The organism is Sphingobacterium sp. InxBP1 (genome assembly GCF_026191775.1).
Taxonomy (GTDB): Bacteria; Bacteroidota; Bacteroidia; order Sphingobacteriales; family Sphingobacteriaceae; genus Sphingobacterium; species Sphingobacterium thalpophilum.
On the sequence record NZ_JAINDX010000047.1, the window covers coordinates 414772 to 439064 of the forward strand.

At 43.8% G+C, this 24293-nt stretch carries 18 protein-coding genes; 12 read left to right on the forward strand and 6 right to left on the reverse strand.

Annotated features, from left to right (window positions below):
* Window positions 1-134 precede the first annotated feature (134 nt).
* The 3 genes from K7A41_RS17425 to K7A41_RS17435 are packed head-to-tail and all read right to left on the reverse strand — an operon-like array spanning window position 135 to window position 3338.
* Window positions 135-1220 carry a hypothetical protein gene (locus tag K7A41_RS17425; RefSeq protein WP_265714685.1) on the reverse strand — a complete coding sequence of 362 codons (1086 nt, stop codon included), beginning with the start codon at window positions 1218-1220 and terminating at the stop codon, window positions 135-137.
* Complete coding sequence (locus K7A41_RS17430) at window positions 1217-2305, reverse strand: NAD(P)-binding domain-containing protein (RefSeq protein WP_265714686.1); 1089 nt, start codon at window positions 2303-2305, stop codon at window positions 1217-1219. Before K7A41_RS17430 ends, K7A41_RS17425 begins: the two co-directional genes overlap by 4 nt.
* A gap of 10 nt (window positions 2306-2315) precedes the next feature.
* Window positions 2316-3338, reverse strand: coding sequence for an LLM class flavin-dependent oxidoreductase (locus K7A41_RS17435; protein WP_265714687.1), 1023 nt, complete (start codon window positions 3336-3338; stop codon window positions 2316-2318).
* Between the two features lie 689 nt (window positions 3339-4027).
* Here K7A41_RS17435 and K7A41_RS17440 point away from each other — a divergent pair.
* Window positions 4028-4228, forward strand: coding sequence for a hypothetical protein (locus tag K7A41_RS17440; protein WP_265714688.1), 201 nt, complete (start codon window positions 4028-4030; stop codon window positions 4226-4228).
* Between the two features lie 268 nt (window positions 4229-4496).
* On the opposite strand, the gene K7A41_RS17445 is transcribed toward K7A41_RS17440, so the two are convergent.
* From K7A41_RS17445 to K7A41_RS17455, 3 genes are all read right to left on the reverse strand, one after another.
* Window positions 4497-5705 (reverse strand): MFS transporter, encoded by a 1209-nt coding sequence (locus K7A41_RS17445; protein WP_265714689.1) that lies wholly within the window; start codon window positions 5703-5705, stop codon window positions 4497-4499.
* A gap of 89 nt (window positions 5706-5794) precedes the next feature.
* The gene (locus K7A41_RS17450; RefSeq protein WP_265714690.1) at window positions 5795-6712 is read right to left on the reverse strand and encodes a helix-turn-helix domain-containing protein; all 918 of its coding nucleotides are present in this window, start codon (window positions 6710-6712) and stop codon (window positions 5795-5797) included.
* Window positions 6713-6839: 127 nt separating this feature from the next.
* A complete protein-coding gene (locus K7A41_RS17455; protein ID WP_265714691.1) occupies window positions 6840-8891 on the reverse strand; it encodes a M48 family metallopeptidase in 2052 nt (683 codons plus the stop codon).
* Between the two features lie 675 nt (window positions 8892-9566).
* On the opposite strand from K7A41_RS17455, the gene K7A41_RS17460 reads away from it, so the two are divergent.
* From K7A41_RS17460 to K7A41_RS17510, 11 genes are all read left to right on the forward strand, one after another.
* Complete coding sequence (locus tag K7A41_RS17460; protein ID WP_028072256.1) at window positions 9567-10322, forward strand: SDR family oxidoreductase; 756 nt, start codon at window positions 9567-9569, stop codon at window positions 10320-10322.
* Window positions 10323-10421: 99 nt separating this feature from the next.
* The gene (locus K7A41_RS17465; RefSeq protein WP_265714692.1) at window positions 10422-10772 is read left to right on the forward strand and encodes a DoxX family protein; all 351 of its coding nucleotides are present in this window, start codon (window positions 10422-10424) and stop codon (window positions 10770-10772) included.
* Window positions 10772-11209, forward strand: a complete 438-nt coding sequence (locus tag K7A41_RS17470) for a hypothetical protein (RefSeq protein WP_265714693.1) — start codon at window positions 10772-10774, stop codon at window positions 11207-11209. The genes K7A41_RS17465 and K7A41_RS17470 overlap by 1 nt, the downstream gene beginning before the upstream one ends.
* An 83-nt stretch (window positions 11210-11292) precedes the next feature.
* Entirely contained in the window at window positions 11293-12900 is a 1608-nt protein-coding gene (locus K7A41_RS17475) for a Na+/H+ antiporter (RefSeq protein WP_265714694.1), read from the forward strand.
* Window positions 12901-13453: 553 nt separating this feature from the next.
* Entirely contained in the window at window positions 13454-14059 is a 606-nt protein-coding gene (locus tag K7A41_RS17480) for an RNA polymerase sigma factor (protein ID WP_037534620.1), read from the forward strand.
* Window positions 14060-14162: 103 nt separating this feature from the next.
* Complete coding sequence (locus K7A41_RS17485; RefSeq protein ID WP_265714695.1) at window positions 14163-15335, forward strand: FecR family protein; 1173 nt, start codon at window positions 14163-14165, stop codon at window positions 15333-15335.
* 274 nt (window positions 15336-15609) lie between these two features.
* A complete protein-coding gene (locus tag K7A41_RS17490; protein WP_265714696.1) occupies window positions 15610-18981 on the forward strand; it encodes a TonB-dependent receptor in 3372 nt (1123 codons plus the stop codon).
* A gap of 11 nt (window positions 18982-18992) precedes the next feature.
* Window positions 18993-20618 carry a RagB/SusD family nutrient uptake outer membrane protein gene (locus K7A41_RS17495; protein ID WP_265714697.1) on the forward strand — a complete coding sequence of 542 codons (1626 nt, stop codon included), beginning with the start codon at window positions 18993-18995 and terminating at the stop codon, window positions 20616-20618.
* Between the two features lie 77 nt (window positions 20619-20695).
* A complete protein-coding gene (locus K7A41_RS17500) occupies window positions 20696-21838 on the forward strand; it encodes a SusE domain-containing protein (protein WP_265714698.1) in 1143 nt (380 codons plus the stop codon).
* Window positions 21839-21848: 10 nt separating this feature from the next.
* Window positions 21849-22976 carry a glycoside hydrolase family 76 protein gene (locus tag K7A41_RS17505; RefSeq protein ID WP_265714699.1) on the forward strand — a complete coding sequence of 376 codons (1128 nt, stop codon included), beginning with the start codon at window positions 21849-21851 and terminating at the stop codon, window positions 22974-22976.
* Window positions 22977-23041: 65 nt separating this feature from the next.
* Window positions 23042-24229, forward strand: coding sequence for a glycoside hydrolase family 76 protein (locus K7A41_RS17510; RefSeq protein ID WP_265714700.1), 1188 nt, complete (start codon window positions 23042-23044; stop codon window positions 24227-24229).
* The last annotated feature ends 64 nt before the right edge of the window (window positions 24230-24293 follow it).

Below are 24293 nucleotides of genomic sequence, written 5' to 3' on the forward strand. Positions count from 1 at the left end.
TTAAAGATTACACTAGAATAAAAGGACTGTGACTAACAAGTTTATCGGTTGCTCATTATTCTGACACATCCGTGGCGTTCAATTCTTTTTTCGATATACGTTTTAGTATCCTGCTTGTTTTATTGGACGAGCTGTTATAGTTTCTGCTCCCATTGCCGGTATTGTTGAGGGATTAATGGAATTCCTCTGGGAAAATAGAGACCATTGAAATCAAAATAAAAGAAACTGCCGCTTTCAGCATGTCTGATCTGTAAAAGTGCCTTTAAATCTTGGGAAGTACTGATATATCGATAGTCGAAATGCGTCTTCCCCAATACTGGAGTGTTTCCCTGCTTCGTGTTGACCAATATCAATTCGGTATGATCTGCTGTCGGAACAAGACTAAATTCATCATTGAGGGCGATCATCGTATTTCCGGGGACTATTACCTGTTGGCGCATCGACGGAGGTGCTATTAGGCTTCCCCGGAGCTGAATATTCTTTTGTAGAAGTTCTCCAATCGCTTCTTGCTGGTAAGCAGCCTTGCCAATCTTATTAAAGTCGATATCGTATATTTCTACGAATTCTGCGGATTCAGGAATATTATATTGCTGGGCAAAGTCGCGTCGTATAGCCGCTTTGTTGCCCAGGGCAAATCCGATCAACGTCATGGGTTCATTTTCGTGAATTTCATAGATCAAATCAAAACTGTCAAAAATAGGTAATGGGCCCAACTTAGTAAAATTGCTGTTAGCATTAAGGACATCGTAGGTGCCATCATCTTTTAATGCCCAGACGTACTGCTGGCCTTCTGGACTGCCATTGTCCCAGCTATTGCTGTTTGGTTCGATTTTGGAGTATTGGCGGTTTAATGAGATTGTCGTCGTCCCATCCGCTAAAAGGATGGAACTGCCCTCTGATTCAAAATGGTAATAGCGGTGGTTATTGATATTGAGCTCACCGCATGCGTTGTCCAGACGGCCAAAAAGTATTTCTTTTCCTGTCCGGGCATCGATAACGGTTGCCTTGTTTTCAGTATTGCTTACAATATAGCTTTTGAAATCTCCACCCACATAGTAAGCTCCTGTGTTGTTCCATGTTTCCGGTGATACCACCTCGGCCGTGGAGATGTCCATCAGTTTCAGTTCGCCGTCAGACTTAAATGGAACAACCTGTGGATAATCTTGAGCAGCAAGCTGCTGTAAGATGCTAAGGATAAGAAGGGTAAAAATAAATTTCATTTGTATATTTCGATTGTCTCTAGTAGCTCTTTGGCTGCCGCACGTCCTGCGCGGTTGGCGCCGATCGTGGATGCTGACGGCCCATAGCCGACAAGGTGGATCCGTGGTTGACGGACAACCATTGTGGCTAATCTGCCACCCATGAGAATTCCTCCATTTTCTTCTTTTGGCAGCACAGGGGTTAAATGTTCCAGTGCACTTTTGAAACCGGTATTCCAAAGGATAACATCCGCCTTTTCCTCTCTACCGTCCTCCCATTTTACTCCTGTGTTGGTGATCTCGCTAAACATAGGCTGTCGCTTGAGTACTCCTCGCTGTTCCATGGCCTGAATTTCGGACGAGTAGGGAAGGCCTGTGACCGATACCACTGATAAAGGTGAAAGGCCCTGTCTAACGCGTTCCTCAACCCTTGCGACGGCATCATGGCCAGCCATGTCATCAAATGGACCTTCTCTGAATATGGGCGGACGTCTGGTAACCCAGGTCGTGCTGGTTACCCTGGAGATCTGATCAAGCAGTTGGATAGCAGAGATGCCGCCACCTACGATAATAACATGTTTGTTCAGGAAATAGTCTGCCGTTTTAAAATCCTTGGTATGCAGCTGCTCGCCTCGAAATAATTCCGCTCCCGGATAAGCTGGGATATACGGATTTTCCCAGGTACCAGTTGCGTTGATAATGCCCAGCGCCGAAAAGGAAGGACCTGAAGTTTCTATATGGAAGCGAGGTTCTACCAGAGATACGTTTTGAACCTTCAACGGCCGGTATACCTGTAGTCCGTATTTCTTTTCATAAAGATCAAAATAATGCGGAACGGCAATATTGGCCTGTACTTCGGTTTGCTTGCTGCTGAGTGTCTCTTCAAACCCCATTCCGGGTAGATCATGAATTTTGTTGACGGTGCTGAGCGTCAACGATGGCCAGCGGAATTGCCAGGCGCCTCCGGGGGCTGGGGATTCGTCCAAAATGATAAAGTCCCCGCCGATTTGTAATCCCAGTTTCTTCAAATGATAGGCGGAAGAAAGTCCCGCCTGGCCAGCTCCGATTACGGCAATTTTGGTTTTGTATCGAATGTTCTTTACCATTGGCATTAGTTTACCGCCACCCCAGTTCAGGTGCAACATGTTCTAGGATAGCCCGTAGTACATGCACGTTATAATCAACACCCAAAGTATTGGGTATCGTCAGCAGCAGCGTGTCTGCTTCCTGTATAGCTTCGTCCATTGCCAGCTCTTTCACCAGCTGATCGGGTTCGGCAGCATAGCTTCTTCCGAAAATTGCACGTTTATCGGATTCGATAAAACCGATTTTGTCGGCTCTGTCTGTCTCTTGCCCGAAATAATACCGGTCCATATCATTTACCAAAGCAAAGATCGATCGGCTGACCGAAACCCGCGGTTCACCCGGGTGGCCGGCCTCTTTCCATGCGTCCTTATATAATCTGATCTGTTCGGCCTGTTGCACATGAAACGGTTTTCCACTTTCATCATACTTTAGCGTGGAGCTTTGGAGATGCATTCTGTTTTGTGCTGCCCATACTGCCGTAGCGTTGGACGCTGCGCCCCACCAGATACGGTCACGTAAGCCCTGTGAATGCGGCTCTAGCCGCAGCAGACCCGGAGGGTTCGGAAACATCGGATAGGGATTAGGGGTGGCAAAACCTACGCCGTCCAGTTTTTCTAAAAACGCTAATGCTTTGCGGCGGCCCATTTCTGCGTCGGTCTCTCCTTCCGCCAGCTCGTATCCAAAATATCGCCAGCCGTCGATTACCTGTTCGGGCGAGCCTCTGCTGATCCCCAGCTGTAGGCGACCTTCAGAGATCAGGTCAGCAGCGCCAGCATCCTCCACCATGTAGAGCGGATTTTCGTACCGCATATCAATGACGCCTGTACCGATTTCGATCCTGTTGGTCTTTGCACCGATAGCAGCCAGAAGCGGGAAAGGTGAAGCAAGCTGTGCGGCAAAATGGTGTACACGAAAGTAAGCACCATCTAACCCGATTTCCTCCGCAGCGACAGCCAGATCTATTGACTGTAATAAAGTGTCGCTCGCTGTCTGCGTGCTATAGGCAGGGTGTTTGGACCAATGTCCAAACGATAAAAATCCTATTTTTTTCATCCAATTATTATTTTTTGTCGCTCTTGATGAAACTCCATGTAAATAAGAATTCCCCATGAGTCTAAATGATGGCATCTCGGCTTCATTCATCTGAGGCACGACGACTGTTTATCAAATTTACAAATTTGGCGCTTATGACTTGCCGACCGATTGTCCAAGATATGTCAATTGTATCGAATCGCCAATTTTCTGCCTGCGCGACGAATATTAAACCAACCGTGACGAATTGTAAATATAATTATCCTCCAAATCATCTATTCCTATCTTTGCTCGACAAATCATATGAAGGCAGCCTGGCAATGCGCACATAAGCATTTTTCGTCTTAAGCATAATCAGTGCCGCATAGCTAAATACAGGGGAGTTGTTGCATTTGACCGGACAAAACAATCATCGTCCAGATACTCCTATCTATGGGTCTTCCGATCGTAGCCATTTCAATTAATATACAGCAAAGCCATATTCTAAGGGATGTGGCTTTTTCATTTTATCTACCTGTGCCCCGGCAATGAGCTCGAGTTTTAAATCAATAGATAGCCTGAACAAGTCTTTCATGACGGGCAGGATAGTAACAGCATTTAATTAATAATGGAAAATCTACGGTTTACCGACGTAAATATGCTGTTTACCGAAAAATCATGGCATCGGCCTTATACTTTTTAGAAATTCGGCATGGAATAATTCTAAACATATGGTACATTTATTTAATGCGTTAATAATCCTATTGGTGGTTGGTGCTGCAGCTATAGTTACCAATCCACCCGCCGGACAGGATAAAAAGTCCGTCAAAGAAATTGCTTTGGGAGAGCATCGGGAGTATCCAAAGGGGAAACTTTTCCCTGTCCGTTCATTTCAAGGAAATGCGCGGATCCAAAATAAATTACTGGATTAGAGGACCGGTATAAAGATTTGACTTCGATATCTAAATAAGTACAATGAAAAAGGTAGAAATTTTTAAAACGAATGTCTATAAGAATAAGGAGGCTCAGCAGATTGTTGATACGCTACTCCAATTATTCTCGTCGTATAAGATTAATTTTGATCTTGAGGATGAAGAGCATATCTTAAGGATTGAATCATCACAGTCAGCTATTGAGACCCATCGTATTACGAGGAAAATGTTAGAGTGGGGGTATGTGTGTGAGCGGATCGAATAGTGCCTATATTTTTTTCTTTAAATGTGTATCCTGCCGTCGCCACATATGGATAATGATCCATGTGAGTAAAGCGGCAAAAATCAAATAGCGCCATGCCAGGCCAAATTGCGTTGTTACTTCGCCACTTAATGCAATAATAAAAGTGGATAAGGAGGTGACGATGTAAACTAGCCCGCCCATGAGGCCGCCTGCAGTACCTGCATGTTCTGGAAAGAAAAGCATGCTGCTGGTAAAAAAACTAGTAAATAAAACACCTGAAATAATATGGATGAAAAAGGCAAAGCCGATCATAATATATAGGTTTTGCGCAAATAGACTGGCCATAATGAAGATAATGATCAATATTGCCTGAAACAGGGCCGGGAAAACAATACGTGATTTAAATTCCAATTTCAGGCGCGGTTTGGCGATAAACCCACCGATCATCCAGGAAAAACCGAGTGCCAATGTACAATAACCAATGGTGACGGCTGTAAAATGAAATCTGTTTTCAATAATAAAAGGCCCTGTGATATTAAACAGCATAACAATAGAATAGCTCAGTCCCAATACCAAAATACCTAATAGGAATAGTTTATTTTGCAACATCATCTTGTATAGTACAAGATTGTCCTTAAGATTTATCCTTTTCTTCTTTGCAATGGTTTCACCGCCATAAAAAAGATCAAATAGCAGAAGCCCCGAGGCGTAGAACGCTAAAAAGTAGAAGTTTGCCTGCCAATCAAATATTTTTTCGAGATAGCCGCCAAGGAAAGGAGCCAATATGGGACCGCAGGACCAGACAATGGTAAAGTAGCTGAGGTAGTTTTTCAGCCGTTCGCCCTGATATAGGTCAACAAAAAGCGCTCTGGTCGCGACCACCAACGTGGAAATGGCTATTCCCTGAACGATTCTCAACCAGCAGATAATGAGGGTGCTGTCGCTCTTTGCGATTAGCAGGCTACTGAGAATCACTAAAGTCAAGGCGATGAGTCTAGGGTGATAGCGACCAATGCTGTCCAATTTATTGCCAATAAATAGCTGCGATATACCATAGCTCAGGAGATAGGCTGTCAAAGTGATCTGAATATCGTGTTCCTGCACAGCCAAACTATTGGCCATAGCCGGAAAAGAGGGGAGATAGATGTCGGTGACAAAGCCCGACAGAGGCATCGATACATATGCCATGAGCGTGACCAATTTGATCCGTTGTGCAGACGCTTCTTTCAACATAGCTTTGCGTATTTCATTTAAGACAAAGCTAGCAGTTTTAAGCTGTGCTTAATTTTATCTCTCAAAGTAAAAATTGTTAAAATCAAAGATCACTTGTTCTGCTGCCGGAACTTCAGCGGGGAGACTTCAGCATTTTTCTTAAAAAAATTATTGAAATGTGCCGGTTCGTCAAACCCTAGGGTATAACCAATTTCTGCGACGTTCCAATCCGTATATTTGAGCAGGTTTTTCGCTTCTTCAAAAATTTTTCTTTTAATAATCTGTGTGGTCGTCAGGTTAGTGACAGCTTTGACAGAGGCGTTAAGATGATTGACGTGCACGTTGAGCCGCGCGGCGAAGTCAGCTGCGGTACGCAGTTCGAGGTGGTATGCAGGCGAATCTAAGGGAAACTGTTTATGGAGCAATTCGTCAAACAGGCGATACATTCTTGCGCTGCCCGATTGGTCCTGTATATGGATATCTTCTACCCGCCATTCTAATGCGAGATGTAATACCGCCGCGAGGTTGCTCTTTATAGCCCCGCAGCGAAGGGGATAATTGGAGTTGTTGAGCCGGAACATATTGTCAAACAGCGTGGTGATCAAATGCAGTTGCTCATCATTCAAAAAAATAATCGGTTTGCTCCACTCCTTGAACAATGAGGTTTTCTTGAACGGTTCAAAAGTTTGGCTGCCTGAGAAAAATTCCTGGTTGAAAAGACAGAAATAACCCTCTTGTCTATTGCTATCGCACACCCAGGAGTAAGGGATGTTTAATGCGGGCAGAAATAGCGCCGGACGATCGATGTAAAGTTCGTGCTGTCCATATTTAAACCTGCCTTTTCCCAAGATAAGACTGATCTTGTAGAAATCCCTTCGGTTATAGGGCGTTTTGAAATCACAGTATTTACGCGGTGATATGTTGAAATGTGATTTACCCAGTTCCACATCGAGCAGATCACTGCCGTTTGTATGTAGATGGCTGAGTCGCCGATAATAATCCGGTAGGGTCTCCAATGTTTCGCTCATGACTAAGTAAGTTACGAAAATCAAATGTAAGCATTTTATTGTTACCGTGGTCAGACTCTACCTGTCAAGTGTCGGTCGTCACTCCTTTTTGTTGAGGGCTACTTTCGGATGGGCCGCAGACATAAGATTATTTTTTGTTTTGTTCAAGTTCCAGCAGAAAATCCAGATAGTTTTTTTTCTTCTTGAAATAGTTATTGTCCAGTATCTTTTTATATTCTGAAATAGCGTTTACCATAATGGCAAGATTTTCCTCTTTGTACTGGTTGGTATTGAAATACACCAGATCATTGTGAATATACGTGTTCAGCGAAGATAATAATGTTTCATCCATATCCTGCGTAGCGCTGGGTAGTTCGAGTAGTTTGCGAAGTTTGTTTTTGAATCTGGGCTCCCTTTTTTTAAGATCACTCAGTTTGGCTTCAATTTCAGCAAACGGTGTGGTCTTAAAAATGAACTCAGAATTTTTTGACATTTCATCATAGAGGCTATGATATTCGTCAAAGGTTTTATGGAAAGCCGCGTAATCATAATATTTCCGGTCATATTCTTCCCGTCGGTTCATACTGTCCGACAGCTGGGTGAAGTAATGGTGGATTTGATGGTTATATGCATCTATTAACCGTTCGGTCGCTACTATGTCCCCTTCGATTTTTTGCAGCAGGTCATATGCTTCTGTATGCCGGTATTTTTTTCCGTCATAATCAAACGTTTTTAATTTGACCTCGCCATTGCTTATTGCTTCGACAACGTATTTGTCATTTTTAAGGCTATTGAGCTCATAAATCAGTTCGGCCCGGCTATCTGCATATAAGATTTCGAACGACAGACCCTCTTGTATTGGCGGTGCCGGTAACTCGTTTTTCAATATGGGATTATTGAAATCGTAGAAATCATTAAATTTTAGGTCAAATGTATATTTATTGAATCGGTCTGTGAATTGTGCTTTAAAAGATTCAATTTCCAGAATGCTGGGTGCTTGTTCATACTGAACGCCTGAAAATAGCTTTTCTGAAATCTGTTGGGCGATAGCACCATCGTTGGTCAGTAAGGCCATTGCAGGTGCATTGTTGGTTTCGTTCTTTACAATATTTATTTGTTGTAGTGCTTTGATACGGTCTTCATCAGTAGGATGTGAAGCCCACTGGTTGTCAAGATTCAACTTCGACTTATCATATTTTTTTAAGTTTGCCAGCTGGATCTGCGGGAGATCATTTTCCAACTGATACCTATTTTTTTGTCCGAGGAGTAACATAACGAAGCTCTGCTCAGGATAAATGTTATTGCTCCGAACCTGTTCAGGAATTTTACTTTCATAAAAATTGAGTACATATTCCAGTGCATGATTTGCAAATCCCAGCCGCAACAGAGAGTCCGTTAAGGCTTTTGAGCCCGCAACATGCGCTGCGATTTCATCCGCATGGAACTCCATTTCCCTCGATAGGGCCAAATAATTTAGATTGATATATTCATACAAATACTTGAGGATATTTTGGATCTGCTGGATAATGAAAACAGATATACCTATGAAAATAGCCGAATAGCCACTGACATTTCCCCATTTTTCGAATGTGTTATCAAGGGCCTCATTTTTGTACAGCATATTATAGATGATCTGGTTGACATGATAGACATAGCTCATTAGTTTCATACTTCGCTGGGAAAAATGGCCAAATTCGTGTGCCAGTATCGCTTTTAGCTCTTGTTGTGTTACCACGTTGATTAGCCCCATTCCGATCTGAAGGTTTTTTCTTATCGGAAGAAACATGCTCCAGAAGGTTGAATCGTAGAAAACGGATGCGTTGACATCATGCGACAGGAAAACTTTCTTCGGGAAACTGGTATCCACTTCGTTGACGATTTCATCAATAAGGGCAAACAGCTGGGGTTCATCTTGGGCAGTTATCGCTGTAAGATGACTGGTGTCGGTCTTGGTTTGGGCAAATACAAATTTAAGCAAAAAGAATAAAATGGTAAGTCCGGAGGCAATCAGGCCCAAACATAACACGCCTGTTAGGAACATCGGTTTGGATGCGAAGATAAATAGACCAAACAAGGTGAAGCCGATCGTTAAACCGATGGCCAGGACGAGCAATAAAATATAAGTGAATGCAAAAACAAAGATGGATAGAATAGTTTTGCGCGCGTGCTTTTTAAAGTTTGGCGATACTTCTACTTTCATAAAATCGTTAATAATTACAGGTCAACTTGTATAGTAAATCTAAAGAATATTCCTAAGATTGTGTAATTTTTCGAGCGAAATATACGAAACTATTTAACGCGGGATCTGAGTGTTTGTCACCTTGTTTTCTCTTTTTATGGCAAGCTCTCTCAGATGAAATTGGAAGTGGGACAAAGTAGTCCATAAGTTTGTGCTATGAAAGCATAAATAGTGTAGTTATCCCTCCACAACAATCTTTTTTCTGGTGAGCAGGAAAGAACCTTCTTATACATATTGTTATCTTTATTTAACGCGCTGTATATCATGTATCTTGATTTTGGAAGATGATGAAGCTAGAATTTATATAAACCATAGTTACCGGAACTATATTAAAACAGTGATAAAAACGAGGTAGTCGGCTTAAAAAGTAACTTTTTATAGTTCTGTTGCTCTAACGCCTGCGGTTCGGGTGAGCCCCTTTGATTTTGCAAAGGTTATGTCCGGGCGGAGAGATAACCTAAGTCGTCAGGGCGTAGGGGCTATCTCTCGAAATCATGATTGTCGGGCATAGCGTATAACATAATATACGTAGGTAAAATATACGTAGGTAAAATTCCGAAAAGTTCACCATAAAAGTCAGCGTTCGGATGAGCAACTTTGTAAAAACAATTGTAAAACATTTAAATAAAGAGAAAAATGGCACGAAATGATTTGAAAGGAAAAGTAGTTTTAATTGCAGGTGGAGCAAAAAACTTAGGTGGTCTATTGAGCCGTAATCTTGCGGCCAAAGGAGCAAAGATCGTTGTTCACTACAATAGTGACAGCACAAAGGCGGACGCTGAAAAAACTTTGGCGGATATTAACAGTGCAGGAGGAGAGGCATTTTTATATCAGGCTGATCTTACTGACGTGAAAAACATCAGCAAACTTTTTGATGCTGCGATTGAAAAATTCGGTGGAGTTGATATTGCGATCAATACAGTAGGTAAGGTCTTGAAAAAGCCTTTTGCTGACACGACCGAGGAAGAATACGATAGTATGAGCGATATAAACGCCAAAGTAGCCTATTTCTTTATCCAGGAAGCGGGTAAGCGTTTGAATGATAATGGAAAAATCAATACCATCGTTACCTCCTTGCTTGCAGCCTATACAGGATATTATTCAACCTATGCTGGCGCCAAAGCTCCGGTTGAACATTTTACGAGAGCGGCGTCGAAGGAGTTCGGCGGCCGTGGTATCTCGGTGACAGCGGTAGCTCCCGGACCTATGGACACACCTTTCTTCTACGGACAGGAAACGGACGACGCGGTAGCTTACCATAAGCAGGCGTCTGCTCTTGGAGGACTAACCGATATCAAGGATATCGCTCCGCTAGTTGAATTTTTGGTTACTGACGGATGGTGGGTGACAGGTCAGACTATTTTCGCGAACGGTGGTTATACCACAAGATAGAAGGAGAAATATTGGAGGCAAATAATTGATTATTTGCCTCTTTTTTTAGTCATCAAACTACAATGCGCTTTGGCTTGTAACGAATTAATAGAAATAACGATGTTGAAAATTATCAATTCTATTTTGATCCTTGTGGCTGTTTTTATGGGCTTAAAACAGGGATATGCGATGGTTTCGGGCAAGACGGAAATGATGGCCATGTTTGGAAAATGGGGTTTTACCAAGACTGGCCTAATGGTAAATGGACTTATCACCATTTTGGCGGCGCTGTTGATCCTATTTCCGAAGACCTTCATGTGGGGCAATTTTTTAATGGCTGCCGGCATTCTGTTGATTATATGCTTCCATCTCTTGGATAAGGATACCAAGGGTGTGGCGATAGAGATCCCTTTTTTACTGTTGAATCTGATTATTATTTATCTACAGCATCCTTTAAAAAACCTATCCTAATGCCCTATAAATGTCTGATTACGTTGCTGGCCATGATCTTGTCGTTGGTTGCCTGTGGGCAGAAACCGCAGCGTAGCGCATCAAATACATCAATTCATAAAACCGAGCAGACAATGGATTTATCAAAAATTACAAACGAACAGGCCAGACAAGCTATTGAGGCCTGGCAACAGGGAGACAGCACAAGCTTCTTATCTTTCTTTGTGGCTAACGCCCGGTTAACCGACGATGGCCATCCACGCGATTTTGCAAATTTTGTAAAGACCGCCTGTGGGCATGAACGCTTCACAAGTATAGACAAAGTCGAAAACAACGGATTGGATATCTATGGAAATTTTCACACCGAGAGCTGGGGGGATTTCAGGACTTTCTTTAAATTTCAGCTTGGCAAGGAGGGGAAATTTGAACGCCTGGATATCGGGCAGGCAAAATATTAGTCTACCTGGGTGATCTCACCGGTCCGCACAAATCAGCTGCGGCTTTACGAATCCATACGACTTAGTATTAAACACAATTGATTATGCACCACAATTTGCTTCTCATTCTCAGCCTATTGTTTGCCGTGTTTCTCCTGGTCATGCTTGCGCAGCGTATAAAAATAGCATATCCCATATTTTTAGTGCTTGCGGGTCTGGGCATCAGTTTCATCCCAGGGATCCCGTTGCTGCATCTTGATCCTGAACTGATATTTTTAATATTCTTGCCGCCCCTTTTATATGAAGCGGCCTGGTATACGTCGTGGAATGATTTCTGGAAATGGAAGCGGCCGATTGCTTTACTGGCTTTCGGTCTGGTCTTTTTTACATCGGTTGTCGTCGCTTATGCTTCCTCATCCTTCATTCCCGGATTTACACTGGCGTTGGGGTTCTTACTGGGTGGTATTGTTTCTCCTCCGGATGCTGTTGCTGCAGCGACGGTGCTAAAGGGTATGAGTGTGCCGAAAAGAGTGATGACTATTCTTGAGGGGGAGAGCCTGGTCAACGACGCTTCCTCACTCATCGTTTTCAAGTTCGCGCTGGCCGCCGTTTTGACCGGAACCTTTTCCATGCATGAGGCGACGGCACAGTTCTTTCTGGTGGCCGGAATGGGTATAGCTATCGGCCTTGCCGGAGCACATATCCTGTATATCACTCATCGGTTTTTACCCACTACGCCTGCCATCGATGCAGCTTTGACAGTAATAACCCCCTATATACTGTTTCTGGCAGCAGAGCAAGTTCACTATTCCGGTGTCATGGCAGTTGTGAGTGGGGGGTTATTTATGTCTTACCGTGCACACGAAGTGTTTAAAACCGGAAGTACCCGCATGAATATGCTGGGCGTATGGACGACGATGATTTTTGTGATGAATGCGCTCGTGTTTGTGCTGATCGGTCTGGAACTGCCAGAGATAATCGCAGGTCTGGGAGCATATTCCCTAGCCGACGGCGTTACCTACGGTTTGGCAATTAGTGCCATCGTCATCGCATTACGCTTTTTATGGGTATATCCTGCGGCGCATGTGCCACGTTGGCTGAGCGCAAAAGCACGGCAAGATCCATCTCCTGGCTGGAAAGGCCCTTTGGTGATCAGCTGGGCGGGGATGCGCGGCGTAGTGTCGTTGGCAACTGCCCTGTCCATCCCGATGCTGATGTCCGATGGTATAGCATTCCCACAGCGCAATCTGATTATCTTCATTACCTTCGTTGTCATCTTTGTAACGCTGGTCGTGCAGGGCCTCACACTGCCCTTTGTTATCAAGCTGATCCGGCTGAAAGAGATTGATGTTATCATTCCAGAAGAAGAACAGCAAGCCGCTATCCAGTTGCGGCTGGATAATGTCGCATTGAAGCTATTGGACGAAAAATTTGCCGACTCACTCAAAGAGAACGAACTGGTCGGATTTTATAAATCTAGCCTCGAAGGAAGGGTTCGAAACACAGAAGCGCGCCTGCAGTCCCTGGAATGTGTGGAAACTGAACAGCAGGAGATAGAACGCTATCATACCGTTTTGTTAACCATTTATCAGCAGCACCGCAAAGAACTATTCCGGCTACGCAAAGAAAAGCACTATAGTGACGATGCGATCCGTAAAGCTGAATTGCAACTTGACCTGGACGAACTTAAAATCACAGGGGCGGAGCATTAAGACACGCGATTATGAATATATCAACCCACGACAAACTATTTCATTTTATTCCCTGAACACGGGATAAGGTGTTTCAATATCATCATGTAGCAATCAGCGTAATGATTTTTAGAGCCATATCTATTCTATGATAAAGGGCATCCCAATATCGGATGCCTCTTTTTTTGGTGATATGTGTATCCGTCTATAGCTTCGTGCCCAACTCCATGTCGTGTCACACCTGTTGTATCGCTTGTGTCTTGTTGGATGTTCTATACCAGTAAATTTTTTTTGATATCAGCAAAACCGTTTTAGTTTTTATATATTTGTTTCATCATCTTCAGTAATTGAGCATCAGAACTTTGGGGACGATTGTTTTTGAGCAGCCGTGCCTGCGTCTTCGTTTCAAGGAGCATACATCCCGGATGTAGCAGAAGCTGATCCGAAGATAACCAAATACGACAAAACGATAGCGTTTTTGCATCGAAAGGGATGATCCTGGCCGCTTTGTTATCGCTATTTGAAGAAAGACCAAAAATTGGCTTTCTATTTTTATGTTTTCACCTATGTGACAATGTATAAACCGAAATATGACCATATCGAAGAGAAGGAAATCCTTTTGGCCTTGCGTTCGGGCTGCCAAACGGCCTTTCGCCAGATTTATACTTTATATAGTGGCCGGATTTATCTTAACATTCGGAAGATGGTCAAATCCGAACAGGATGCTACCGAACTTCTACAGGAGGTCTTTGTCAAAGTCTGGGACAAGCGGAAGCTTATTGATCCTGAGCAATCTTTTCGCGCTTATCTTTTTCAGATTGCCAGATTCAGTGTATATAATTTCATTCGTAAAACCAAGCTGGAAAAACAGGTGCAAGCCTATCTTAGCCTTCACGGCACACAGCTCTACAGCCATGTCGAAGAACAATTGGATGAAAAGCAGGATGAGCACTGGTTGTCTCAGACGATTGAGCAGCTTCCTCCTCAACGGAGATTGATCTACAGGTTATGTAAGATTGAAGGCAAAAGCTACGCCGAAGTGAGTACGCTGTTGCGCATATCGACTTCGACAATCAATGACCATATTGTAAAAGCTACAAAGTACATCAAAGAGAAACATGCTAAACTAGACCAGTCTGCACTATTAATCGCCTCCTTTATACTCCTCCAGCATCATTAAACAGTGTTATCTTTTTTAAGCTAAAAAAAATAAATAAAATTCTCAGCACGAGCAGATGATCTCCGCATTTGAAGTGTAATAGCTAAAAAGAAGATAACCAATTGTGGAAAAGGAACTACTTCAATATACTTTAAGGCAGTATATGCGGGGGGAGCTCAGTGAAGAGGATGCCCGTGCTTTTCTGTCATACCTTAAATCCGGGGCAGATGGTGTGTTAATACAGGAGCTCATTCAAGAAGCGTTGGATGATCCTGTCGACCAAGAATTACTTCGGAATACGGACTTATTACTTGTCCTGGACAACACTTGGGAGCAATTACATCACAGGATTAATAAGCCTAAGATGAGAACGTTGACATTCTGGAAAAATGCTGGCGCCGTTGCGGCTGCTGTCGCAGGAATATTGATACTAAGCTGGTGGTTTGTTGATCACGCTGATAGTGTCCCGATGCAGGCATCAATAGAAGAGTCTATATTACCTGGAAAGCAATCTGCAACCTTGACGCTTTCCGACGGTCAGCAGATTCAATTGCAGGGAGCTTCCAATGGACCGATCGCGGACGAAATGGGTATCAGGATTTCTAAGAGCTCTGACGGACAATTAATCTACGAAATTAGGCAAAATAGTGAAGCCGTTACCGGCCATCATGTATTATCGACAACAAAAGGCGAAACCTACAGAATTAAACTCCCTGACGGTACACAGGTCTGGCTCAATGCCGCCTCAGCTTTAAAATATCCGGCAAGTTTTGCACTGCAAGGAACGCGGGAGGTCGAGTTGACCGGGGAGGCCTACTTTGAGGTGGCCAAAGACGCCAAACGCCCTTTTGTCGTCAGGTCCGCGGGCCAGCATATTCAGGTATTGGGAACGCATTTTAACGTGAATAGCTATACAGATGAGCCGTCAGTACGAACCACCCTCGTCGAAGGACTTGTGGAAGTGACTTCTGCAAGCCAAAAGCTACAATTACACCCTGGACAGCAGTCGAGCCTGACATCCAACGGCAGATTGAAATTACAGATAGTGGACACAGCACCTATAATTGCCTGGACCAATCACGAATTTATGTTCGATGGGGATGATATTGAAAGTGTCATGCGCAAGATAGCACGCTGGTATAATGTCGAGGTCATCTTTGAGGGCAAAAAAACAACAGAAAAGTTTGGCGGAGGGATATCCAGATTTGATGATGTAAAGCAGGTGTTAAGTCTGCTGGAAAAAACGGGCGGAGTCCATTTTCGTATCGACGGGAAGACATTGTATGTACTGCCTTAATAGTTGATCGATAATCTTTACAATAATAACCTAAAAAACAGATCATGAGCATAAATATACGAAACGAATAAGCTTTACCATAGGGGTAATCAGAAGCAACCGGGCCGCGGAGGACCCAGTTGCTGTTTGGGACAATTGAATTTACTATCCAATCTGCAGTATGTTTTTGTTTGGACGACTGGAACATACTGCGTATCAAACCTTGCAAATGTATCAAAATTATATCAGAAATAAGGAGATAGCATATCTGCTATTCCGTAAACTATGGCTTATTATGCGATTGACGACCATAATTATCTTGGTTACTTTTATGCAGGTTAGCGCTACGACCTTTGCACAGAAGGTAACATTGGAATACACCAATATGAGCCTTAAAAGAATTTTTAAGGAACTCAAGTCGCAGACAGGGTACAACTTCCTTTATACAGAACGGCAAATGGCAAATGCAAAGCCGGTCAGTATAAAGGTCAAGGACCGGGGGCTGTCCGACGTACTGGCGCAGATTTTCACGGATCAGCCGCTGTCATATCAGATGGACAACAAGACCGTCGTTATCCGTGACCGTCCTGTTGCCGGGCCGGCTTCTGCATCGGCCTCCGATGCGCCTGTTTCGGGGCAGGCAGTGATCAAAGGCCGAGTGACCAACGAACGTGGAGAGCCGTTAGCAAATGTCTCTGTCCGGGTTAAAGGAAATCAGCAAGCTGGAACATCGACCGCTGCCGATGGAACGTTTATGATCCGCAACCTTTCTCCAAAGTCGACACTTGTCCTTTCTTCCGTCGGATACGAACAGTTGACGGTACAATTGGCATCTATGTCTGCGACGCAGCTAGAGCAGCTACAGTTGGTCATGAAGCATAGCAATAGTCAATTGGAAGAAGTTATTGTGATCGGATATGGTACGACGACCCGCCAGCGGGTTGTGGGGGCAGTTGACCAGATCGGTTCGAAAACATTTCAGGATCGGCCGGTAGGCAACGTGACACAGGCGCTGCAAGGCGCATCCCCGAGCCTGACCATTCAGCAGAAGAGCATGGATCCGAATGATAATTCGATGAATATCAATATCCGGGGGATATCGACTGTCAATAACAATGCACCTCTAGTGGTGATTGATGGGATTATTACGGAAGGCGGTACACTCAACAAGATCAATCCAGATGATATCGAAACCGTGTCGGTACTTAAAGATGCCGGTTCTACAGCAATATATGGCTCACGTTCGGCGAATGGCGTCATTCTGGTCACCACAAAAAGAGGACGACAAAACCAGAAACCTACGGTTGCAGTTGGCACGCAATGGGGTGTCCAACAACCCAATATTTTGTTTTCCCCCGTTGCTGGCTATGAAAATGCAACCTTGCGCAACCTCGCCCTGACCAATTCAGGCATGGACCCACAGTTTTCTCCTACAGCAATTGCTGATTTATATGCACATCAGGATATCGAGAAATGGAACTTGCCGGAAATCATGAAAAATTCTTTCCAACAAAAATATAACATCAGTGTTACCGGTGGCGGGGAAAAGAGTTCTTACCTATTTTCCGGAGGGTTTTATAACCAACCGAGCAACTTTGTCGGACAGAATTTTGGGATCAAACGATACAATCTTCGGACCAACCTCAGTACTGAGATCGGCCGCTTCAAGCTGACTTCTATTTTGGCCTATACACGTAATAACAATATGAGTAATACCGCAGGAAGTGCTATTATCAACGCTTCCCGTTTGCCTTCGTACTATTACTACCGTATGCAGGCCGACAACGGAAAATATCTGGTCAATAATGCACTGACGGATCAGAATCCATTAGCAGAACTCAACGAAGGTGGTTACATTAAGCATGATAACGATTATTTCAATATCAATCTCAACCTGGAAGCGAAGCTCATGGACGGATTAAAACTACGAGGTATTTTCGGCGCTGATATTTACGCGGACCATCGTTTTATCCGGAGGATCCAAGTGCCGTTGTATGCCAATCCAGACGCCGCTCAACCACAGGTCTACGTAAATTCCGACCGCAATACGGAAGACTTTAACGAAAAAGCTTCGTTGTTAAACTTTCAGCTGCTTTTGGATTATGACAAAAACTTTGGTGGTCACCATGTCTCAGGACTGTTTGGCGCGTCTAATGAGTCGTACACCCGTAGACAGAATGAGCTAAAAATGAAATTTACAGATCCTGTACTCGGCACGCCGACCACCGGTACGATTATCGACCCCGTAAGTGCGCGTGTCACGCCCAATGGAACCTTACAGAATAGCATTAATTCACTCTTCGGCCGGGTAGGATATGACTTTGAAAGTAAGTATTTTGCTGAGTTCAGTTTTCGTTATGATGGTTCCTCAAAATTCTCCAAAGCCAACCGCTGGGGCTTCTTTCCTTCCGCATCACTTGGGTGGCGAGCTTCAGACGAACATTTTATGAATTGGTATAAGGAACATATTGGAAGTCTCAAGGTTCGGTCTACTTATGGAGTACTGGGCAATCAGGCTGTGGACGACTATTCCTACTATTTTACTTACGAATCTTATCCGAACAGTTATGGGTTTAACAATAGACCGGTTGCGGCTGCTGGATTTAATTACGCCAGCCTGGATCTACGCTGGGAGAAAACCTATAATTTCAATGTCGGCGTTGATGCTACATTCTTTAACGATAAGCTGACTGCCAGTTTCGATTATTTTAAAAAACGGACTGTAGATATCTTAATGTCACCGCAGATCCCTTCGACATTCGGTACCTCATTAAAAAACCAGAACCTGGGTGAAATGAACAATGAAGGTTGGGAGATCAACGTGAGCTATCGTACTTCGACCGGAGCGTTTCAACATACCGTCAATGCCAACATGGGCGATAGTCATAATAAGATCGTAGCAATGCCCGGAGATGACCGCATTTCGACCGTCGATAACATTACCAAATTAACACGTGTCGGTCTGCCTTATAATTCTTATTACGGCTATAAAATGGCGGGACTCTTCCAAAATATCGCCGACATAGAAACTTCCGCTTTACCAAGTGGTATTACTGCAGCAGACCTTCGTCCGGGAGATGTCAAGTATGTGGATCGAAATAACGATGGGATTATTGATGCACGGGACCGCTTTGTCTTGGGTAACGGTTTTCCAAGGTTTACCTTTGGTCTGACCTATAATCTCAGTTATAAGGATTTCGACTTTAGCATGTTCTGGCAGGGAGTTGGCAAACGTGATATGATGATTCGTGGTGAATTGGTCGAACCATTTCATCAAAACTATTCGTATGCGATTTATCAGCATCAGCTGGATTACTGGACTCCGACAAATATAGATGGACGCTGGCCACGTCTGACTGCAAATGGATCTACAGCGTCGACCAACAACTTTGCAAAAGACTCTGATCTCTATCTTTTCAATGGCAAATATGCTCGCCTGAAAAATCTGCAGATCGGATACTCACTGCCAAAGAGTGTCGTCTCCAAATGGGGCATACAACGCATCCGATTTTTTGTCAATGGTCAAAATTTGCTGACGCTGAGTAAAAACTCCTGGATAGACCCAGAGTCGTCTGAATTTGACTCAAACATGGGCGGTTCTGCCAATAGTGCCCGCAACTACCCTACTTTAAAATACTATGGCGGCGGATTAAATATTCAGTTTTAACCTTTTATGCTATGAAATTATACAAACTACTTATCGGAGGCCTGAGTTTAATGGCGGTTGTCCATTTCACCTCCTGCAATAAATTGGATACACTGCCGACGGATAGATTTACAGACGAAAATTTCTGGAACTATCCCGACAATGCGGAAAAAATGGTCAACATGGCCTATAATCAAATGTATTCCGCAGACCGTATGTGGAACGACGAAGCCCTGAGCGATAATATTTTTGAAGGCAGGTCAAATACTGACCAGCGTGCTATTCGTAACGGTACTGCAGATCCTACCCTGGGACGCTTTGCTTCAGAGTGGTCGGATCTCTATGGCGGGATCAAAACCTGCCATGTCTACCTGGAAAATGTAGACCGCGTGCCCGACATGGACGCTGCACTCAAAAAGCGGCGGACTGCCGAAGTACGATTTATCCGGGCTTTCCTGTACTTTAGGCTTGTCAACTTCTTTGGTGATGTGCCATTCTTTACCAAAGATATCACGTTGGAGGAATCAAAGACAATACCTAGAACGCCTAAAGCGACCATTATGGCCTTTATTCATCAGGAGCTAGATGAATGTATTGTAGATTTACCCAGCAAAGACGCCCTGCCTGCCGATGATAAGGGCAGGATTACCAGAGGCGCAGCCTCAGCCTTTCAGGCGCGGGCCTATCTCTATGAAAGCAATTGGAATAAAGTGCTGCAGTATTGCGAAAATCTGATGAATAAACAGTCCGAATTTGGCACATATTCACTTTTCAATAGCTATCCGCAATTGTTTACTGCTGCCAATGAGTATAACGCAGAGGTTATTCTTGATTATGCTTATGTACCGCAGTTAAAAACTTGGAATAAGCTCTACGATGCAGCCCCAATGTCGGCCCAGGCACGTCTAAATGCTTATGCGCCCTTGCAAAGTCTGGTGGACAGTTATATTACCCTCGATGGAAATAACATCGTTAACGATCCCAGCTACAATAGCGACGACCCGTATGTCAATCGGGATCCACGTATGACAGCGACAATTGTTCATCATGGAAGTCAATGGACGGACTTCGACGATACAGTCCGCAAAATTTTTATCAAGCCTGGATCAGGCACAACCGATAAGGAGCGCCTCGACGAGTATCAGGGGGCCAGCGCCAACGCGTCTCCCACCGGCTATTATGTCAAAAAATATTACGATAAGACCGCGACGGTGAAATACGATGCTGGACTGAATATTATCCTATTCAGGTACGCTGATATATTATTGATGTATGCCGAGGCAAAAGAAGCGCTGGGTCAGCTCGACGCCAATATTTGGGACATGACAATTAAACCGATCCGTAAGCGGGCAGGCTTTGAAATGGCCAAGGCGCTTGACTTTCCTTCCACAGGTGACCTGAAGACGATTGTACGAAATGAACGACGCAGTGAGCTTGCTTTAGAAGGCTTGCGTTACTATGATATTGTTCGCTGGAAAGCAGGTAAGACCTATTTGGATGGTCAAGTCTTTGGGGCGAAATATGGTAGTAACAATAGCTACATTAAATTGGATATCCGACGCTTTGATGAAAGCCGTGATTACCTCTGGTCGGTACCCAGGACACAGATTGACCTGAATCAAAATCTGTTGCCGAATAATCCGGGGTACTCAAACTAATTGAATTAAAAACAAAGCGGCGCCACCGAGATCATGAGAACACACTCGTTGTGAGCCGCAAAATTAACGATAAAGACATGAAATGGTATTTTAAAGTTATGGCTATGTTCGCATTGGCTGCGAGCATTATCTCCTGCAAAAAAGACGATATGAAGTATTCGGATGCCGAAGTATCCGCTGTAGAGAATCTATATGCGCCTGCGGACGGCAAAGCCGTTAAATTATTGAGTTCTGCTTCCGCTGCTCTTTACTTTGAATGGGAATCTGCGTTAGTTGCCGATGGTGGAGCTGCCCAATACGAAGTCGTTTTTGATAAGGTAGGTGGAGACTTTAGCAAGCCCCTATATACCGTTACTTCAGATAATAACGGAAACTCCAATGGAGCCAACATTAGCCATAAGATATTGAACCAAGTGGCCGCTAAAGCGGGGATCGAACCAGGCACAAGTGGGGATATCAGCTGGTCGGTATATTCCATCCGGGGGATGAAACGGGTACTGAGTAAAGCAAGTAAGGTATTAAACATCAAAGCTCTGGAAGGGTTTGCTGATATTCCGGATGAATTGTTTATTACGGGAGAGGGTTCGGAAGATGGTGCAGCTATTGCACAGGCCTTGCCGTTTAAGCTTGTGGGAAATGGAGAGTATGAAATCTTTACGAAGTTGGAGGCCGGAAAGAAATATACATTTACGGATCGCAAAGCTGCTGATGGCCGGATATTCTATTCCGAAGATCAGACAAAATTGAAAGAAAGCGAATCGGGTAGTAATACTGTTGCAAAAACAGCTGTGTACCGGATTCGAATTGATTTCAATGTTGCGACAATCACCTATTCAGAGATTAAGAGTATGGGAGTGTATTTTTCCCCTTCCGGAGCAGTTGTATTGGATTTACCATATCAAGGAAAGGGCGTCTGGTCGGCAACTGGCGTAATCAACTTTAAACAGGAAAGCTGGGGCCGTGACCAACGCTACAAGTTCCAGATGGAAACGGTCAGAGCAGGTAAAGCAGAGACCGTACAGTTAGGCACACAGAATGGCACCGACAGCCCACCTAATGGTTCGTCGGCACCTTCGTATTATTTTGTACGTATATTACCCAATCTATCTCAATGGGATGATAAATGGAAATTTGTCGATGCAGTGGATGGTCATCCGACAAAAATCTCATTGATTTTACAGGGCGATAAGGAGTATACGCATACCGTAGTTCCAAATTAAAGGAGGACAGATGATGAAAAAAATAATGATCTTATCATCCATGCTGTTTTTATTGTTTGGGTGTACAAAAATTGATGATACCTATCCTTATGACGATACGGTCCAAGAATCCTGGTCAGCAATAGCCACGCAAGTGTCCGATAAAATGATCGCCGGTTTTTGGAATGAAGCAGGATACTTTAACAACGCTATTAACCAGTCGGACCGGGGCTTTCAATATTGGCCTAATGCGCATGCTATGGACGTTGTTATAGATGCTTATTTACGGACCGGAGATACGAAGTATAGCGCCTATTTTAACAAGTGGTTTGAAGGTGTCAAAGTCAAAAACGGCAACACGTATTATAATGTATTCTATGACGATATGGAATGGAATGCCTTGACTATGCTACGTTTGCATGAAGTCACCAAAGAACAAAAATATCTCGATACAGTGTTGCTTTTATGGTCAGATATTATCGAAGCCTGGAACGAACAATATGCTGGTGGGGGACTGGCGTGGCGCAAAGATATGCTGTATAGCAAAAACGCCTGCTCTAATGGGCCTGCCAGCATCCTGGCAGCCAGACTTTATGTTTTGACAAAAAATGAAACCTATCTAAACTGGGCAAAAAAAATCTATGAGTGGCAGAAGGCAACCTTATATAACCCGTCTTCAGGTGCCGTATATGATAATATCAATGGCGAAACGGATGCTGTAGATATGACTACGCTGACCTATAATCAGGGGACCTTTCTGGGCTCTGCCGTTGAACTTTTTAAAGTAACCAAAGATCAGATCTATTTGGTCGATGCCCAAAAAATTAGCTATTATACGATTACGCGTTGTATAGATTTGGGTAATAATATTCTTCGCGACGAAGGAAATGGTGATGGAGCCTTATTTAAGGGGATATTTATCCGGTATTTTATTGAATATTTGAATTTGGAAGGCATTCATGCTGACTACCGGGCTAAGTTCGAAAAGTTCCTGATCAACAACGGGAAAATTGCATGGACCAAAGGTACCAGCCGGCCAACCTTATTATTTGGTTCCTCTTGGTCCCAGCCGCCGATTGGAAATAGTGAGATTACTGCTTATGCGAGTGCAGCGATGCTATTTGAAGGGCTAGCGCGCTACCAGGCCCGATCGAAATAATTTTGAAACTTCGGAGCTAGAGGGTTCCCTAATAGGGCCTTATGGCTCCGCTACTAAACATGCTGATGAAATATATAGATATAATAACCACCACCACTATATTATTGACAGGACTATGTCGTCTAACGGGACAGACACAGGTGAAAAATGCAGTTTTTTTTGAGCGTGCCCAACAAACTCTGGATGTAGTTTATGCGAAATACGGTAATGCAGAGAATGAACTCCTTGCCGAGAAATATCCTTTTGATGAAGGTTTTAAGGCGGACTACCTGAATAATGCGGAGCAGGCCGGCCAACAGAAAAAGTATGCCTATCTCTGGCCGTTCTCAGGTAGTTTTTCAGCCGTCAATGCTTTGATGGAGCTTCGAAATAAAAACACGGACCTTCATAAATTTTTGGATCAAAAGGTGTTAGTTGGTTTGCGTGAATATAGAGATGACCGTCGTCAACCTGTCGGATACGCCTCTTATATCAATTCGGCACCTGCGTCCGACCGTTTTTACGATGACAATATCTGGCTGGGCATTGACTTTACGGACAGCTATATCCAAACCCAAAAAACAGCATATCTAAAACATGCTGAAGAAATCTGGACGTTTATAAAAAGCGGTGAAGACGAAAAGTTAGGCGGAGGTATCTACTGGTGTGAGCAGAAGAAAGAATCCAAAAATACCTGTTCAAATGCCCCTGCTGCAGTGTTTGCCCTAAAGCTATTTGAAGCTACCAAAAAGAAGAACTATCTGAACGAAGGCCGACGTCTGTATGAATGGACAAAAGCGCGGCTACAAGATCCGGCGGACAAATTATATTGGGACAATATGCGTCTTGACGGAAAGGTTGAAAAGGCCAAATATTCCTATAATTCCGGTCAGATGCTGCAGGCAGCAGCACTGCTCTACAAACTGACTAAGGAAAGAAAGTATCTGGTCGATGCACAGCAGCTTGCTAAGGCTTGCCTGGGTCATTTTTTTAAGATTAGGGAGGGTGAAGATTTTCCTGTGCTGAAAAACAGTAATATATGGTTTCACGCCGTCATGATGAGAGGCTATATCAGCTTATTTGAACAGGACAGAAACCCAGAATATATGACGGTCTGGGCCAGGAACCTTGATAGAGCATGGTATAAAATGCGCGATCGGGACGGCCTGTTTGAGTCCGACTGGACTTTAAAAAACACCCAAAAATCCAAATGGCTATTAGACCAATGCGCTTTTGTGGAAATGTACGCACGCTTGGCAAAACTGGGATACTAGCTTGCAAATGCTTATCGCAGTACTTTAGGCGATTGAATAGCTGTCTAGAAATAAGGTAATTACG